The organism is Streptomyces sp. NPDC044003 (assembly GCF_056435185.1).
Genome location: NZ_JBWKFA010000008.1, coordinates 210,750 through 226,090, shown reverse-complemented (window position 1 = coordinate 226,090; position 15,341 = coordinate 210,750). Strand labels below are relative to the sequence as shown.

The window sequence follows — 15,341 nt, the reverse complement described above, 5'->3', positions numbered from 1 at the left end:
GTGGACACGTCATGCCGGTCACGCCGGGGCCCGCAGCAGGAAGCGCTGGAGCTTGCCCGTCGCCGTGCGCGGCAGCGCGTCGAGGAAGACGATCTCCCGGGGGGACTTGTACGGGGCGATGCGGGCGCGGACGAAGGCCCGCAGGGCGGCGGCGGTGCTCGCGTCGCGCGGCACCCCGTCACGTACCACCGTGTACGCCACGACGACCTGGCCGCGCAGCTCGTCCGGGCGGCCCACCACCGCCGTCTCCACGACGTCGGGGTGGTCCAGGAGCACCTCCTCGACCTGGGGTCCGGCGATGTTGTACCCGGCCGAGATGATCATGTCGTCGGCCCGTGAGACGTAGCGGAACCAGCCGTCGGGTTCGCGGACGTACGTGTCGCCCGTGACGTTCCAGCCGTCCCGTACGTACTCCTCCTGGCGGGGGTCGGCCAGATAGCGGCAGCCCACCGGGCCGCGCACCGCGAGCAGCCCCTCCTCGCCGTCCGGGACGGCGTTGCCGTCGCGGTCGACGATCCTGGCCCGCCAGCCGGGCACGGGGCGGCCCGTGGTGCCCGGGCGTATGTCGCCGTCGGCGGCGGAGATGAAGATGTGCAGGAGTTCGGTGGCCCCGATGCCGTTGATCAGGCGCAGTCCGGTCCGCGCGTACCAGGCCGTCCAGGTCGCCTCCGGCAGGTTCTCGCCGGCCGAGACGCACCGGCGCAGCGAGGCCACCTCAGGGGCGGTGCCCTGGGTCAGCTCGTCCAGCATCACCCGGTAGGCCGTCGGGGCGGTGAACAGCACCGACACCTTGTGCTGCTCGATCGCCGCGAGCAGCTGCTTGGGCCCGGCCTGTTCGAGGAGGACCGCGCTCGCCCCGGCCCGTAGGGGGAACACGACGAGCCCGCCGAGGCCGAACGTGAAGGCGAGCGGCGGCGAGCCGGCGAAGACGTCGTCGGGCAGCGGACGCAGGACGTGCGCGGAGAAGGTGTCGGCGACGGCCAGGACGTCCCGGTGGAAGTGGACGCAGCCCTTGGGCCGTCCGGTGGTGCCGGAGGTGAAGGCGATGAGGGCCACGTCGTCGGCGGCGGTGGCCACCGCCTCGTACGGGCCGGGGCGGTGCTCGGCGAGGGCCAGAAGGTCGTCCGGGCCGTCCCCGCCGAAGGGGGTGACCCGGAGCCCGGGTATCCGGGCCGCGAGGAGCTCGTCGAGCACCCGCGCGTCGCAGAGCGCGTGGGTGCACTGGGCGGCCTCGGCCATCACGGCGAGCTCGGGGGCGCGCTGCTGGGCCAGCACGGTGACGGCGACGCCGCCGGCCTTCATCACGGCGAGCCAGCAGGCGGCGAGCCAGGGGGTGGTGGGGCCGCGCAGGAGGACCCGGTTGCCGGGCAGCACCCGCAGGTCGCTGGTGAGGACGTGGGCGATGCGGTCCACCCGGTCGCGCAGCTCCCCGTAGCTCCAGACCCCGCCCTCGCCGTCGCGGAAGGCGGGCCGGTCGGCGCCGAACCGCTCCACCGTGCGGTCGAGGAGCTCGGTGCCGCAGTTGAGCCGTTCGGGGTAGTGGAGCTCGGGGAGATCGAAGACGAGCCGCGGCCACCGGTCGGGCGGGGGCAGCCGGTCACGGGCGAAGGTGTCGAGGTGGCCCGAGGGTGTCAGCTCCATGAGGTCGTCCCCCTGTCGTGGTGGGGTCGCTCGTCGCTCCACGAGCGTATCGTGTTGGTGACGACAGTCAACGGTTCGCGACAGAGGTGCCGATGGGTGCGAGGCCACGGAGCCCGGAGGGAGCAAGGGCCGGGGTGCCCTGGGGCACTCGGACGGAGGCGCCGGAGGGTGTGAGGCCGAGGACGCCGGACGGCGCAAGGCCAAGGAGGTCGGAGGGCGTGAGGCCAAGGAGGTCGGAGGGAGCAAGGACCGGGGTGCCCGCGGGTACTCGGACCAAGGCGCCGGACGGCGCAAGGCCGAGGAGGTCGGAGGGCGTGAAGCCAAGGAGGCCGGAGGGCGTGAGGACCGGGGTGCCCAGGGGCACTCGGACCAAGGCGTCGGACGGCGCAAGGCCACGGACGCCGGACGGTGCAAGGCCAAGGACGCCTGACAGCGCAAGGACCGGGGTGCCCGCGGGTACTCGGACGAAGGCGCCGGACGGCGCAGGGACGTAGACGCCCGGGGGCGTCAGAGAGGGCCCACATGCCCGCATTCTCGCTCGATCCGGCACAGATCACCTGGTGTGCGCAGCTCAGCGCGCTCGCCGCCGACCGCCTGAAGCCCCTCGCCGACCAGGGCGAACCCGGCAGGGTCAACCGCCCCCTCGTCGCCGCCCTCGGCGAGCTCGGCCTCCTCGCCCGCCTCTTCGAGGCCGGCGCCCTCGACCTCTGCCTGCTGCGCGAATCCCTCGCCCGGACCTGCACCGAGGCCGAGACCGCGCTCGCCCTCCAGGGCCTCGGCACCCACCCCGTCGCCGCCTTCGGCACCCCCGCCCAGCGCGCCCGCTGGCTCCCCGAGGCCACCGCGGGACGCGCCGTCGCCGCCTTCGCCCTCTCCGAACCGGACGCCGGCTCCGACGCCGCCGCCCTCGCCCTCGACGCCGTCCCCGACGGACGCGGCGGCTGGCGCCTGCACGGCGAGAAACGCTGGATCTCCAACGCCCCCGAGGCCGACTTCGCCACGGTCTTCGCCCGCACCACCCGGGGCGCCGGAGCCCGCGGCGTCACCGCCTTCCTGGTCCCCGCCGACCGCCCCGGCCTCGGCGGGGAACCGCTCGACATGCTCGCCCCGCACGCCCTCGGCACCCTCACCTTCGACGGCGTCCCCGTCGGCCCCGAGGACCTCCTCGGGGAGCCCGACCGGGGGTTCCGGGTCGCCATGAACACCCTCAACCTCTTCCGGCCCAGCGTCGGCGCCTTCGCCGTCGGCATGGCCCAGGCCGCTCTCGACGCGGCCCTCGCCCACACCGCCGCCCGCCGTGCCTTCGGCGGCGTCCTCGCCGACCTCCAGGCCGTCTCGCACCGGGTCGCCGAGATGGCGACCCGCACCGAGGCCGCCCGCCTGCTCGTGTACGCGGCGGCCGTCGCGTACGACGAGGGCGACCCGGACGTCCCCCGGCGCTCCGCGATGGCGAAGCTCCTCGCCACCGAGACGGCCCAGTACGTCGTCGACGCGGCCGTCCAGCTGCACGGAGCCCTCGCCCTCCAGCGCGGCCACCTCCTGGAGCACCTCTACCGAGAGGTCCGCGCACCCAGGATCTACGAGGGTGCGACGGAGGTGCAGCGCACGATCATCGCGAAGGAGCTGTACGCGAAGCTGCCGCCTCTCGAGGTGCCGCCTCTCGAGGTGCCGCCCCTCGAGGTGCCGTCCGGTGAGGAGCCGACCGTGGGGGACCCGTACGCCCGCAAGCAGGAGGAGCCGACCTCATGACCCTGCACCGCCACAACCCCGCCGAACTCTCCCCGCCCACCGGCTTCTCCCACGCCGTCACCGCCACCGGGACGCGGCTCGTCTTCCTCGCGGGCCAGACGGCCCTCGACACGGAGGGCAAGGTCGTGGGGGAGGAGCTCACCGAGCAGTTCACCACCGCCCTCGGCAATCTGCTCACCGCCCTGCGGCACGCCGGCGGCACCCCCGCCGACCTCGCCCGGGTCACCGTGTACACCACCGACGTCCCCGGGTACCGCGACCACGCCCACGAACTGGGCCGGATCTGGCGCCGGTTGGCGGGCCGTGACTACCCGGCGATGGCGGTCATCGGAGTCGTACGCCTCTGGGACGAACAGGCTTTGGTGGAGCTGGACGGCTTCGCGGTCCTGGAGGAACCCACGCACGCTTGATCAACTGGTCACCCGTGCGGGCCGGGCTTAGTGTCGAAAGGTGGACTGACCGGCCCACGGCTCACTCACCAGGCGAGGCACGAGGCGCCAAATGAGTACACCCAAGCCGACGACACCGGCACAGACCGCCGCACCGAAGCGCGGCGGAGACGGCAAGGGCATCGCCCTGTTCGTGATCGCGTCCTGCCAGCTGATGGTGGTCCTCGACATCACCATCGTGAACATCGCGCTCCCGCACATCCAGACCGCGCTGGACTTCTCGACCACCAGCCTGTCCTGGGTCGTCAACGCCTACACCCTGACCTTCGGCGGCCTGCTGCTCCTCGGCGGGCGCGCAGGCGACATCCTGGGCCGACGACGTGTCTTCATCTTCGGCGTGCTGCTCTTCGGGCTGGCCTCTCTCTTCTGCGGACTCGCGCAGACCGAGTGGCAACTCCTCGCGGCCCGTTCACTCCAGGGCGTCGGCGGCGCGATAGCCTCGCCGACCTCGCTCTCCCTCATCACCACGACGTTCGACGAAGGCCCGGAACGCAACCGGGCCTTCGGCGTGTTCGCGGGCGTATCGGCCGGCGGCGGCGCGATCGGCCTGGTGGCCGGAGGCATGCTCGTCCAATGGCTCGACTGGCGCTGGATCTTCTTCGTCAACGTCCCGATCGCCATCGTGATCGCGATCCTCACACCGCGTCACGTCAAGGAGTCCGAGCGGCACCCCGGCCACTTCGACCTCGCCGGCGCGGTGACGGCGACGCTCGGCATGGTGGCGCTGGTGTACGGATTCATCCGGGCCGCGCAGGAAGGCTGGAGCGACCCCTACACGATCGGCTCGTTCTGCGCCGCGATCGTCCTCCTGTCCACGTTCATCCTCATCGAACGGCGCTCGCAGCAACCCATCACGCCCCTGCACATGTTCGCCGACCGCAACCGCTCGGGCACCTACGTCATGATGCTCTGTCTGGCGGCGGCCATCTTCGGGATGTTCTTCTTCCTCACCCTGTTCGTGCAGCAGGTGCTGGGCTTCAGTCCGCTGACGACAGGTCTCGCGTTCCTGCCGGTCAGCGCGATCATCGCGGTCGGCGCGGGCTTCACCTCCAACCTGCTGCCCAAGTTCGGACCGAAGCCCTTCATGGTGACGGGTTCGCTGCTCACCGCGGTCGGCCTGTCCTGGCTGACGCTCACCGATGTGAACTCGACCTATGCGGGGAGCATCCTCGGACCGATCCTCGTCTTCGGTCTCGGCATGGGCCTGATGTTCGTCTCGCTGACCATCATGGCGCTGTCGAACGTCGAACCGAAGGAGTCCGGGGCCGCGTCCGGTCTGCTCAACGCCACGCAGCAGGTGGGCGGTTCGCTCGGCCTCTCGATCCTGGTGACCGTCTTCGGCACGGCCAGCCGCAACGAGGCGGACAAGCAGGTCCCCGCCTTCCTCGCCCAGGCCGGCCCGCTGGAGAAGGCCCAGTTCGCCAAGACCGGCCAGCTCCCACCGCCCTGGAGCGACCAGGTCCTCACCACCGGCGTCTCCGCGGGCTTCGTCACAGCGGCGATCTTCGCCGTCGTCGCCGCCCTGGTCGCCATCTTCGTGATCCAGGTCCGCCCCTCCGACATCGAACGGCTCAAGGGCGGCATGATGCCGGGAGCCTGACGAGCTCCCCTCACGTGTCGCAGGCGATCCCGTCGTGATCCCGGTCGAGCGCGGACCGGTAACCGGGCTCGCCGCTCCGGATCGGCGCGGCACCGGCGGCCTTGGCCTCGTCGCAGTCGGCGTAGTACGCGCTCCCACCGCCGGTGGGCTCCGGCGCGGGCGAAGGATGCAACTCGGCATAGGGCCGCTCGGGACAGGCGGCACCGGGCGGAGCGACCTTCAGATACACGGTCGAGTACTGCGGGTTCTCGACCTCCTTGCCCGGAGCCGGGTCCTGGAAGCAGACCTTCCACGGGTCGGCGACACCGGGCAGCGCCACATCGGAGTACGCGCTCTCCGCCGCGACCTTCCGGAACCCGACCGGCTTCAGCACCTCACCGGCCCGTGCGAAGGTCATGCCGGTGACGACGGGCATGGTCGGCCAGGGGATCTTCTCCCCATCAGCCAGGGGGCAGGGCACCCCGACACGCACCACCCCGAGGTCCAGCACGGGCCGCCCACCGTCCCTCTGCCCCGCCGAAGCCTGAAAACACACGGTCCACTCATCCGCGTCCCACTGCCGGGCGTCCTGCTCGGAGGCATCGTGCGACACGACGGAGTACCCGGCACCGGAGGCGACCTCCTTCGCCTCCGTGAGCCCCTTCCCCACGAGCGCGGGAGGCCCGGCGGGCGTGGGCGTGGGCGTGGCGGAGGCACTGACGGAAGCCGCGGGCGGCCGGGCATCGCCCCGCCCGGCTTTCTCCTCCTCCGCCGGATCCCCACCGAGGAGGAGCAGTACGAGCCACCCGCCCGCGAGCACACTGGCGAGGACCTTCCGCTTCCGGTCCCAGAGACTCAACCACGCAAGCCCGATCCCGACGGGCGGCAGCACGACCAAGGCGACGACAACAACCCCCGGATGCTGCCACCACCGCCGAACGGCCACCTGCGGCGGCAACGGAGGCGGCGGCGGGGCATACGCGTACGAGTCCACGCCGGGATCGTAGACACCCGAGGAACCCCACCGCCCGGTTGTGCCCGGATCGAGATCCGACCCGGATTCAGCCGAGGGCCCCCACGCGGCGTCCCGTGCGGCTTCCCGTGCGGCACAGAGGTGCGCGGAGTGTGTCGGCGCCGCCTTCCGGGATGCCGATGACCTCCACCGTCACCCCTCGGGCCGCCAGGGCCCTCGCCGTCTGTGCGATGGTGATCTGGGAGAAGCCGAAGAGGGATTCCGGGGTCAGGCGTTCGCGGTTCTTGAGCTGCATGGCGAGGACGATCCGCCGCGGCGTGAAGTCCTCCGGAAGGACGCGTGTGCCCCCGCTGAGGCGTGCGACCTTCGCCGTGAACTCCGCCCGGACCTGCGCGGACTGCTGGAGGAGTTCCACCGCCACCCTCGCCTGGTTGAACAGATGACTCAGCGGGCCGGAACCGTCCGCGCGCTTGACGAGGACCAGGGTGCCGTCGGGCATGAGCAGGTCGCAGATCTCGACCTGATCCCTTCGCTGGAGGGGATTGCCGACGTTCTTGGTGTCGAGACACAGCCAGCCCGGAAGCTCGTCCGCCACCCTGTTGTTGTACGCGTTCTCGGTCTCTCCCTTGAACCACGTCGGCACGAAGACGGAAGGCGACGGAGGGAACAGGGCCGCCACGGCGGCCCGGCACTCCGCCACGTAGCCCGCACCGGCCTCGTACCATTCGCCCTCCAGGAGGAAGAACCGCCTGGAGCCGAGCGAGGCGTCGGTCTCCAGCCAGCTCAGCGCCGTGGTGACGGCCAGGCTGTCGACGGCACCTGCCCGGCGGTCCCTGGCGAGAGTCACGGTCCCCTCGCGCAGCACATCGACGCGCCGGCCGGGAAGTGCGAGCCGGGCCCGGGCGAGTACGTAGTCGAGATCGAAGTCGTCGGAGCGCCGGGCATCGGTGCTGTTGATCCGCGTCATGTACGCCGTGGCCTCCGCGTACTGCGCGTGGTGATCGGCGGGGACGGACGCGGAGATCCGTCCGTCGGCGGCCCGGCCGAGGCGGTCGTCCAGATCCCGGTCGAGGGCGTCGAGTTCCGCCGGGTCGCCGACCGGAACGATATGGTCCACGAACTCCAGCTCCTGGTGCGGGATGTCCTCGCGGCAGATCCTGGCGATGGTCCGCAGGTCGGACACGAGCGCCTCGGGTTCGATCCCCAGGGCGATCTTCAGCCCGCATCCGCCCTGCGCGCTGAAGGCCTTTCCGCGCTTGAACCGCGAGCGGGTGAGCGGGAGGTCGTCGAGGTATCCGCCCAGGCTGCGCACGATCCGGGAGTGGTCACGGATGCCGAGCAGCGGGACCGGGGCCCCGCCCGGAACCAGGGAGATGTCGGTGCGCGCCCGACCGAGAGACCTCGAGACCGCCCCGCGGATCATGCTCGGGTCCATCTGCCGGATGGCGAAGGAGAGACCGAAGCGCTTGTCCTTGAGGGCGTCGGGGATCAGCCGGTACCCCTGGTCGCAGCCTATGGCGTACACGGTGCCGTCGATGGCCAGCAGGAGGAGGGCGGCGGTGCGGCGGACGCTCTCCGCGACCGTGATGCCGGTGGTGCGCGCCATGGGTTCACACCACGGGGCCTCGGTGCTCTCCATTCCGCAGGTGATGTACACGGCCGGGACCCCCATGGCGTCGGGGATGTGGACATCGGCCCCCAGCGTGTCCAGGAGTTCATGGTCGAGGGCGTCCAGCATGGCGTCCGGCGTGGGGCTGACGCCGGACAGCCGGTAGACGGTGCGTACCGCGGTGTTCGATGCCAAGGCGAGCCTCCATGGACCGGTGAGCGCAGAAAGCCAGGTACACGAGAGAAGATGACACAAGTCTGTGTGCACTGTCAACGGACTGCCTCCTGGAGGCGTGGAGGTTGTCCGTGTACGCTGGGAGCATGACAGATACTGCGGCTTCACCGGTCGGGCCTCTTGTCACCGGTGCTGAGATCGCTCGATTGGCCGGCGTCACTCGGGCTGCTGTCTCCAACTGGCGGCGGCGCTATGACGACTTCCCGGCACCGGCGGGCGGTGCGGCGAACAGCCCGCTCTTCGCGCTGGCGGACGTCCAGGCATGGCTGGACAAACAGCGCAAGGGCCAGGAGATGTCACCCGAGGTCGAGCTGTGGCAGGCCCTGCGGGCCGCGTACGGCGACCAGATGGTGGCGGGCCTGGCGGTGGTGGCCGCAGCGTTGGCCGGACAACCCGCCCCGGAGCTGCCGGACGAGATCGTTTCCCGGGTCCGGGAGCTCGCGCGCACGGAATCGCCCCTCGACCTCGTGAACGGACTGACCGAACGGTTCATGGACTCGGCCCGGCGCGCGGGATCCGACCAGGTGACCGGCGAGCGCGTGGTGCGTGCCGTGTGCCACTTCGCCCCCGAACTACCCCCTGGGGCCGCGGTCTTCGATCCTGCCTGCGGCATCGGGGTGCTGCTCCTGTCCGTCGCTTCCGAGGCCGGTACGCGCTGCCACGGTCAGGAGGTGGACGCCGACAGCGCCCTTTTCGCGCAGCTCCGCTCGGACCTGCTGGGCCGATCGGACGTCCGCATCGTCGCAGGGGACTCCTTGCGCGCGGACGCGTGGCCCGATCTCAAGGCGGACCTGGTCGTCTGCGACCCGCCGGCCGGCGTGACCGAGTGGGGGAGGGACGAGCTGCTGCTCGACTCGCGCTGGGAGCTGGGCACCCCCTCCAAGGCCGAAGGTGAACTCGCCTGGCTCCAGCACGCCTACGCGCACACCGAGCCCGGCGGTCACGTCCTCATGGTCATGCCCGCGTCGGCCGCCTACCGGAAGGCGGGACGCCGCATCCGGGCGGAGCTCGTACGCCGGGGCATCCTGCGTCAAGTGGTCGCCCTGCCGCCGGGTACAGCGACCTCCCACGCCCTGCCCGTCCATCTGTGGTGCCTGCAGCGACCCGACGGCGCGGGGAACACGGACACGAACAACACCGTGCGCATGGTCGACCTGACCGGCAACAGCCCCGACGGCAGCCTGGACCCGCGCCCCGGCCAGGTCGCCGACGTGCCCCTGATCGAACTCCTCGACGACACGGTCGACCTCACCCCCGGCAGCCATCTCCGCTCCCGGGACCGTGACTATCCCCGTGAGTACACGGCCCTGCGCGAGGAGCTGGAGGACCGGATCCGCCGGCTCGCCGCCCTCCTGCCCGAGCTGGCCGCGGGCGCGGGACCGGGTTCCCTGGACGGCGCGACCACCAGCGTCGCCGATCTCGCACGCGCCGGACTCGTGGCGTACGAGGGTTCGGAACCGGTCTCGGCCAGCGAACAACTCGACACGGACTACCTGCGGGGGTTCCTCCGCAGTCCGGTCAATGCCCGCCGGTCCACAAGCTCCAGCGGGACGTACCGCCTTGACACCCGAGGCTCGCGCATCCCCCGCATGGGCATCGACGAGCAGCGTCGATACGGTTCGGCCTTCCGCGCCCTGTCCGAATTCGAGGAGGGGATGAGCAGGATCGACGAACTGAGCCGGCAGCTCGCCGAAGTCGCCCGCGAGGGGCTGGCCGCGGGAGCCCTGGCGCCGGAGAAGTGAGCACGGTGCGGGGCACACGCCGACAGTCGCCCCGCACCGGCGCACCCCCGGAGCCGGTCAGCTCAGAATCGGCAGAAACGGGCTCGGGGTCCCGCTCCATGTCACGCTGAGCGATTCGCGCGCACGAGTGCAGGCGACGAAGAGCAGACAGCGTTCCCGGAGCAGATCGGCCTCGTGCTGGAGCGGGTCCGCCTCACGCGGGGTGACCTCACGGGCGAACGGCACGCTGCCCTCGCCGACGCCGACGCCGAGGACGGACACCGCCCGGAACTCCAACCCCTTCATCGCATGCATGGTCGCCAGCCGTACGCCCGGCGTCCCCGGGACGACCTGTCCCTTGACCCGGACCGCCGGGACGCCGGAGGCCCTGAGCTTGTCCTCGGCCGCGTCCAGGGAGAGGTTGAAGCGGGCGCACACGCCGATCTCGTGCGGCGCGAGGCCTCCGGCGAGCAGCGCCTGGACGCGGTCCACCAGGGCGTCCGTCTCCTCCTGCCGGGTCCCGTACCCCTGGACCTGGGGATGGCGCCCGTGGAGCAGGGAGCGGTATCCGGTCAGGGAGTCCGTTCCCTCACCTTCGAGCGCGTCGACGGTGACGGGCGCGAGGAGCCGCGCCGACCAGGCGAGGATCTCCTCGGTGGAGCGGTAGTTGACGCGCAGACGATGGCTCCGGCCGACGGTGGCGATGCCCAGAGAGCCGAGCGACACCCGGGAGTCGTAGATGCGCTGGTGCGGGTCACCCGTGACGAACAGGTCGTCGGGACCCGGAGCCGCGGCGGCACGCAGCACCCGCCACTGCGCGGGGTGCAGGTCCTGCGCCTCGTCGACGACGACATGCGTGTACGGAGCCGGGGCGCCGGCCAGGAGCTCGGCCGCACGGACGCAGACCCGCAGATGAGTGGTCTCGCCCCGGTCGCGCAGGAACTGCTCGAATCGCGCCACACCGCTCCACACCTCCCGGCGCCGGGCGGGTCCCATACCGGTGCCGCGGCCGCGACGGCTCGCGTCGAGGTAGGCGTCGAGATCGCGGATGTCCTGACCGAGGACGATGTGGCGGTACTCCTGGGCGAGGAACCGGGCGGTGAACGGCAGACCGAGCTGCTTGACGGCCTTCTCCCACAACTGCCGCTGCTCCCTGTCCCCGATCGGACGGGGCGCCGTCCCCGATCTCGTGCGCACGACGCCGTTCGCGTAGGCGTCGACCGTCGTCACGTCGACCCGCGACAGCAGTTCCTCGTCTCCGTCGAGGAGCAGGCCGAGCATGTCGCGCAGTCCGGCGGCGAGCGCGTTCGTATACGTGGTCAGCAGGATCCGGCTGTCCGCACCGCGCCCGAGGAGATGCTTGACGCGGTGCAGGGCAGCGACGGTCTTGCCCGTCCCCGGCCCACCGGTGACCTGGACGGGACCCGCGTAGGAGGTGCGGTAGGCGACGCGCCGCTGGGAGGGGTGGAGAAAGACGCGCCAGGCGTCGAACGGCTTCTCCAGCACCTCCTCCAGCTCCTCCGGCCCGGTGACCAGGCGGATGCGCGCCGAGGTGTTGGCGATGACCGTGGCCAGGTCCTCGACCGGCTCGGCGGGGGCGTCGGCGGGGCGGCGGACGGCGACGACATCCCGGTAGACCTCGTCCGGGCCGAAGCCCTCGGCGAGGTACTGGAGTACCTCCAGCTGGTCCTCGGGCAGCAGGGTGGCGAAGGCCTCCAGCTGGGCCTTGTCCACCAGGGAACGCGCGGCGCGCAGTACCTGGTCGTCGATGCCGAGCTCGCGCAGGGTGCCGTCGGAGACGTGCGCGAACAGCAGCGTGGGCGCGTGGGCCGCGGCCGTCTCGTACAGGGGCGTCAGCGCGTCCAGAGCGGCGGCGTCACGCACCTCAAGCGCCCTGGTCGCCGAGTTCGCGCTGTACAGACGCTTCGCCGCCCACGTGTAGGCGTCGTCGTGCGGCAGCACGTTGACCAGCAGGAACACATCGCTGCCGTCGTCGGGAGCGAGAACGACACCCCGCCAGAAGTCGGTGATGCGGATGGTGCGCATGCGTGCGTCACGGGCGTTGACCACCGATTCCAGGTGCAGGCCCTTGTCGGCGTTCAGCTCGGCGGCGCTCAGGGCCTGGAACTTCCCCATGGCCTTGCGTACACCGGCTCGCACCGGCTTCTCCAGCATGTCGTACCCGTCCCAGAAGCTCTGGGCGAAGGCGAGCCGGGGCATGGTGTCCCTTCTTGTCCGTGTGACGCTGATTCATGATCCAGGACGCGCCGCGGTCGCGGCCAGCCTTCTGGCGAGCTCGCGGAGCCCCGACAGGAGGTCTTCCGGTTCGCGGGAGAGGTCGAGGGCGTGCTGGTACAGCCGCACGCCTTGTCCTTCCTGTCCGGTGCCCGTTCCGCGTACTTCGTGGCAGCGCTCCGGTCGCCGCCCCGCCGCGTACACGAGGTGGGATTCGGGCAGACCGAGCACGGTGGCGTAGGCGAGGGCCTGGTACAGGTCGGCGTTGAGGAGTCCGTCGGCCTTCTCGACCTTGTACTTGGCGTCGACGACGGCGACCGGAGTGCGGCCGTCCCCGGTGCGCACGACGAGGTCGGGGCGCATGCCCACCAGACCTGCCGTGTCGAGGTGGTGGGGGTCCTGGAGGCGGGCGGTCAGGCCGTGTTCACGCAGGGCCTCGCGCAGCCCGACGGTGACGAAGTCCTCGAACAGCTTGTTCATGTCGATGAGGAAGCCGTCCATGGCGAGGGGTTCGGTCGTGCTCGGTCTGTGCTCCGGAGAGGCGCCGCGCAGAACGGCCTCGGCGAGTCGCAGAGCCGGCTGGTAGCGGGAGTTGAGGCGCGACGGCTGCCAGCGCGGCAGTTCCTGCCCCCGAATCAGCGGCTGGGCGTCGGCGAGACGCATGCGCTGGTGGGCGAGGCGCCGGCGGACCGGACCGGGGACTCCCGGCAGCCGCAGCAACTGCTCGACGGCACCGCGCAGGATGCGGTTCTCATCGGTGTCGGCCGTGTACGCGTCGTACCCGATCTCCACCGGCGGTGTCCGGCCGAAGTGCCGGCGGATCTGTTCGGCCTCGCGCAGCCGCCCGCGCACGACCAGCGCGGTCTCCTCCGCCTCGCGATAGCCCTGGAGAACCCCTCGGCGTAGAGCGGCGTCGATCTGCCGCTCCACGGCGTGCGCGAGCGCGGGGACGACGTCGTCGTACGCCCCGGTGTCGACAGTGCCCTCCTTGCTGTCGCGCCAGGCCCGTGCCGGGTCGAGACTGAAGCCGAAGAGGAAGAACAGCCGGCTCACGGGCGTCTTGGGCGTGATCCGTACGACAGGACCGCCAGGGGTGCGCACGGCACCGACCCGGCTGCCCGCCCGCAGCAGCCAGTGCCCCTCCCGGCCGGGATCCGGCGTCGCGCTCTGCAGGATGCCGGACGCGGCGAGGGCGCGCCCGGCCTCGCTGCCCAAGGGGACGGAGAGCGCGGGCCCGTGCTCGCGCAGGGTCACGTCGAGCACGGTCATGGACGCTGCCGCAGTGAGTCGAGGCCGTAGCGGGCGGCGATGTCGAGCCCCTCGCCGTAGTGGTGCTCTTCGAGCAGGGGGAGGATCTTCGTGCGCCAGGTGCGGTCGAGGCCGCCGTCGCGGTACACGCCCGGCTTCATCAGGTACGAGGGGCCGATGGCGAAGTCGGCATCGTCGATGCGTGCGTTGAGCGCGTCGAGCAGATGGGCCGGCTCCGGGTCCTTGCCCTCACGCTTCAGCCAGCGCCCGAGCAGCCCGGCGGTCGGCTCGGTACGGGGGGACAGCTCGAAGAACGCGAAACGGCGCCGCATCGCCGCGTCCACCAGGGCGATCGACCGGTCGGCGGTGTTCATCGTGCCGATCACGAAGAGGTTCGGGGGCAGCGCGAAGTCGTCTCCGGAATAGGTGAGACGGACGGACCTCGTCCGGTACTCGAGGAGGAAGTACAGCTCGCCGAAGACCTTGGCGAGATTGGCGCGGTTGATCTCGTCGATGATCAGAAAATGCGGGACGTGCCGGTTTCCCTCGCGGGAGGCGAGGTCGGCGAGTTCCCGGAGCGGCCCCGCGGTCAGGCGGAAGGCCACCTCTCGTGTCTCGGCGTCCTCCACGGGCCGGAAGCCCTCGAAGAAGTCCTCATAGGCGTACGACGGGTGGAACTGCACGATCTTGACCTGCTCGGGACCGCCGCCGAAGTACTCGGCCAGCTTCATCGCCAGGTAGGTCTTCCCGGTGCCCGGCGGGCCGTAGAAGATCAACTGCCGCTCGTCGATGAGGAGCTCGCGCACCTCCTCGAGCCAGGACGGGTCATGGACGAGGAGGTCCGCAGCGAGGTCGTCGGTGACGTCCGGCAGGGACAGCTCACGCGGCGCCGGCCGCTCGGTGGGCTCATGCGCGAGGGCACCGGACGCTGCTGGGGTGGAGGGCGCGGTGAGTCCGTCCAGCGCTTCCAGGACGCCGGTCAGGTCGACGACGTCGTGCTGCACCGAGAGCTTCTGCTGCACTTCCTCCGGAAGTTCCTCGTACGGGTGGCTGTCGGGCTGCCAGGCGACGGTTCGCCGTAGGTTGTGCAGGCCGTCGGAGAGGATGGTCTGCGCGGCCTCCCCGGTGATCCGTCCGAGGTGCAGCCGGCCGTCGCTTATGGTCGCCACCGTGTCGCCGACGCGCATCTGCGTCAGGAAGCCGTGCAGCTCCTCGACGAGGCCCCGCTTCTGGTTGTACGAGGCCGCACCCTCGTACCCCTCTTCGACGAGGCGCCGCAGCGCGCTCTTGGTCGGGTCGCTCTCCTCCAGCAGCGGCAGATGGGTGCCGGCGAGGGTGACGTACCCCTCCTTCAGCCACAGTCGCCGCACGAGGTTGTGCCCCGAGACGTTGGAGCCGCGCACCAGCCACGCCTTGCGCGGGGCGCGCCAGCCGGTGGACAGGTAGTCGCCGAGCGGGTGGCCCTCGCCCGTGCGCCAGGACTCGGGGCCGGAGGCGTCGTAGCCGTACACCAACGCGGCGGCGGCCGAGGAGGAGTTGCACACGATGTCCCGGGTCGCCACCCACCGTGGCGTCGCCGCGGGCCGGTCGGGTTCCGCCGGGGCGTCGGCGAGTGCGCCGGCCGTCAGGAGATCCACACGGAGTCGTCGCGTGTGGGAGCCGAGCCCGGGCCATGCCTCTGCCGACACCATCGAACCCTCGTGGAGGAGGAACTTGTGCGTGCCGTTCCCGCCGAACTCGGTGAGCAGATGCCCGTGCGCCTCTCCGCCGCCCTTGGGGAGCACGATGCGGAAGTCGGGCGCGCCGGGGAGGCGGTCGGGCTGCGGCATGGGTGACCTTCCGGGAGACGCGAGGCCTGCGCGAACACCGAACAGCCTACCTGTTGACGCTGTCAATGGACTCA

10 protein-coding genes are annotated in these 15,341 nt (G+C 71.3%); 4 read left to right on the top strand and 6 right to left on the bottom strand.

Translation table 11 applies throughout. From position 1 onward, the window contains the following. Positions 1–18: 18 nt before the first annotated feature. A complete protein-coding gene (locus AC07AW_RS29275) occupies positions 19–1,641 on the bottom strand; it encodes an AMP-binding protein (protein ID WP_478818456.1) in 1,623 nt (540 codons plus the stop codon). 522 nt (positions 1,642–2,163) lie between these two features. On the opposite strand from AC07AW_RS29275, the gene AC07AW_RS29270 reads away from it, so the two are divergent. The 3 genes from AC07AW_RS29270 to AC07AW_RS29260 all read left to right on the top strand — a co-directional run bounded on the left by AC07AW_RS29270 (position 2,164) and on the right by AC07AW_RS29260 (position 5,439). After that, complete coding sequence (locus AC07AW_RS29270; protein ID WP_478818455.1) at positions 2,164–3,390, top strand: acyl-CoA dehydrogenase family protein; 1,227 nt, start codon at positions 2,164–2,166, stop codon at positions 3,388–3,390. Continuing rightward, the gene (locus AC07AW_RS29265) at positions 3,387–3,800 is read left to right on the top strand and encodes a RidA family protein (RefSeq protein WP_478818454.1); all 414 of its coding nucleotides are present in this window, start codon (positions 3,387–3,389) and stop codon (positions 3,798–3,800) included. The genes AC07AW_RS29270 and AC07AW_RS29265 overlap by 4 nt, the downstream gene beginning before the upstream one ends. A 91-nt stretch (positions 3,801–3,891) precedes the next feature. Next, positions 3,892–5,439, top strand: a complete 1,548-nt coding sequence (locus tag AC07AW_RS29260) for an MFS transporter (protein WP_478818453.1) — start codon at positions 3,892–3,894, stop codon at positions 5,437–5,439. Between the two features lie 10 nt (positions 5,440–5,449). Here AC07AW_RS29260 and AC07AW_RS29255 read toward each other — a convergent pair whose 3' ends face one another. Then, the gene (locus AC07AW_RS29255) at positions 5,450–6,277 is read right to left on the bottom strand and encodes an excalibur calcium-binding domain-containing protein (protein ID WP_478818452.1); all 828 of its coding nucleotides are present in this window, start codon (positions 6,275–6,277) and stop codon (positions 5,450–5,452) included. A 202-nt stretch (positions 6,278–6,479) separates the two neighbouring features. Then, positions 6,480–8,195, bottom strand: a complete 1,716-nt coding sequence (locus tag AC07AW_RS29250; RefSeq protein ID WP_478818451.1) for a TIGR04141 family sporadically distributed protein — start codon at positions 8,193–8,195, stop codon at positions 6,480–6,482. A 125-nt stretch (positions 8,196–8,320) separates the two neighbouring features. Here AC07AW_RS29250 and AC07AW_RS29245 point away from each other — a divergent pair, with 125 nt between their 5' ends. Next, on the top strand, positions 8,321–9,976 hold the full coding sequence (locus AC07AW_RS29245; RefSeq protein WP_478818450.1) for an N-6 DNA methylase: 1,656 nt from the start codon (positions 8,321–8,323) through the stop codon (positions 9,974–9,976). A gap of 57 nt (positions 9,977–10,033) precedes the next feature. On the opposite strand, the gene AC07AW_RS29240 is transcribed toward AC07AW_RS29245, so the two are convergent. Genes AC07AW_RS29240 through AC07AW_RS29230 form a run of 3 tightly spaced genes read right to left on the bottom strand, consistent with a single transcriptional unit; the run spans position 10,034 to position 15,267 of the window. Continuing rightward, on the bottom strand, positions 10,034–12,175 hold the full coding sequence (locus AC07AW_RS29240; protein WP_478818449.1) for a UvrD-helicase domain-containing protein: 2,142 nt from the start codon (positions 12,173–12,175) through the stop codon (positions 10,034–10,036). 30 nt (positions 12,176–12,205) lie between these two features. Beyond that, a complete protein-coding gene (locus tag AC07AW_RS29235; protein ID WP_478818448.1) occupies positions 12,206–13,459 on the bottom strand; it encodes an McrC family protein in 1,254 nt (417 codons plus the stop codon). Beyond that, entirely contained in the window at positions 13,456–15,267 is a 1,812-nt protein-coding gene (locus tag AC07AW_RS29230; protein ID WP_478818447.1) for an AAA family ATPase, read from the bottom strand. Before AC07AW_RS29230 ends, AC07AW_RS29235 begins: the two co-directional genes overlap by 4 nt. Positions 15,268–15,341: the final 74 nt, after the last annotated feature.

Coding starts and splice junctions, on each gene's coding strand:
- AC07AW_RS29245 (WP_478818450.1), top strand. CDS start 8,321: ATGACAGATACTGCGGCTTCACCGGTCGGGCCTCTTGTCACCGGTGCT.
- AC07AW_RS29265 (WP_478818454.1), top strand. CDS start 3,387: ATGACCCTGCACCGCCACAACCCCGCCGAACTCTCCCCGCCCACCGGC.
- AC07AW_RS29270 (WP_478818455.1), top strand. CDS start 2,164: ATGCCCGCATTCTCGCTCGATCCGGCACAGATCACCTGGTGTGCGCAG.
- AC07AW_RS29235 (WP_478818448.1), bottom strand. CDS start 13,459: ATGACCGTGCTCGACGTGACCCTGCGCGAGCACGGGCCCGCGCTCTCC.
- AC07AW_RS29230 (WP_478818447.1), bottom strand. CDS start 15,267: ATGCCGCAGCCCGACCGCCTCCCCGGCGCGCCCGACTTCCGCATCGTG.
- AC07AW_RS29275 (WP_478818456.1), bottom strand. CDS start 1,641: ATGGAGCTGACACCCTCGGGCCACCTCGACACCTTCGCCCGTGACCGG.
- AC07AW_RS29240 (WP_478818449.1), bottom strand. CDS start 12,175: ATGCCCCGGCTCGCCTTCGCCCAGAGCTTCTGGGACGGGTACGACATG.
- AC07AW_RS29260 (WP_478818453.1), top strand. CDS start 3,892: ATGAGTACACCCAAGCCGACGACACCGGCACAGACCGCCGCACCGAAG.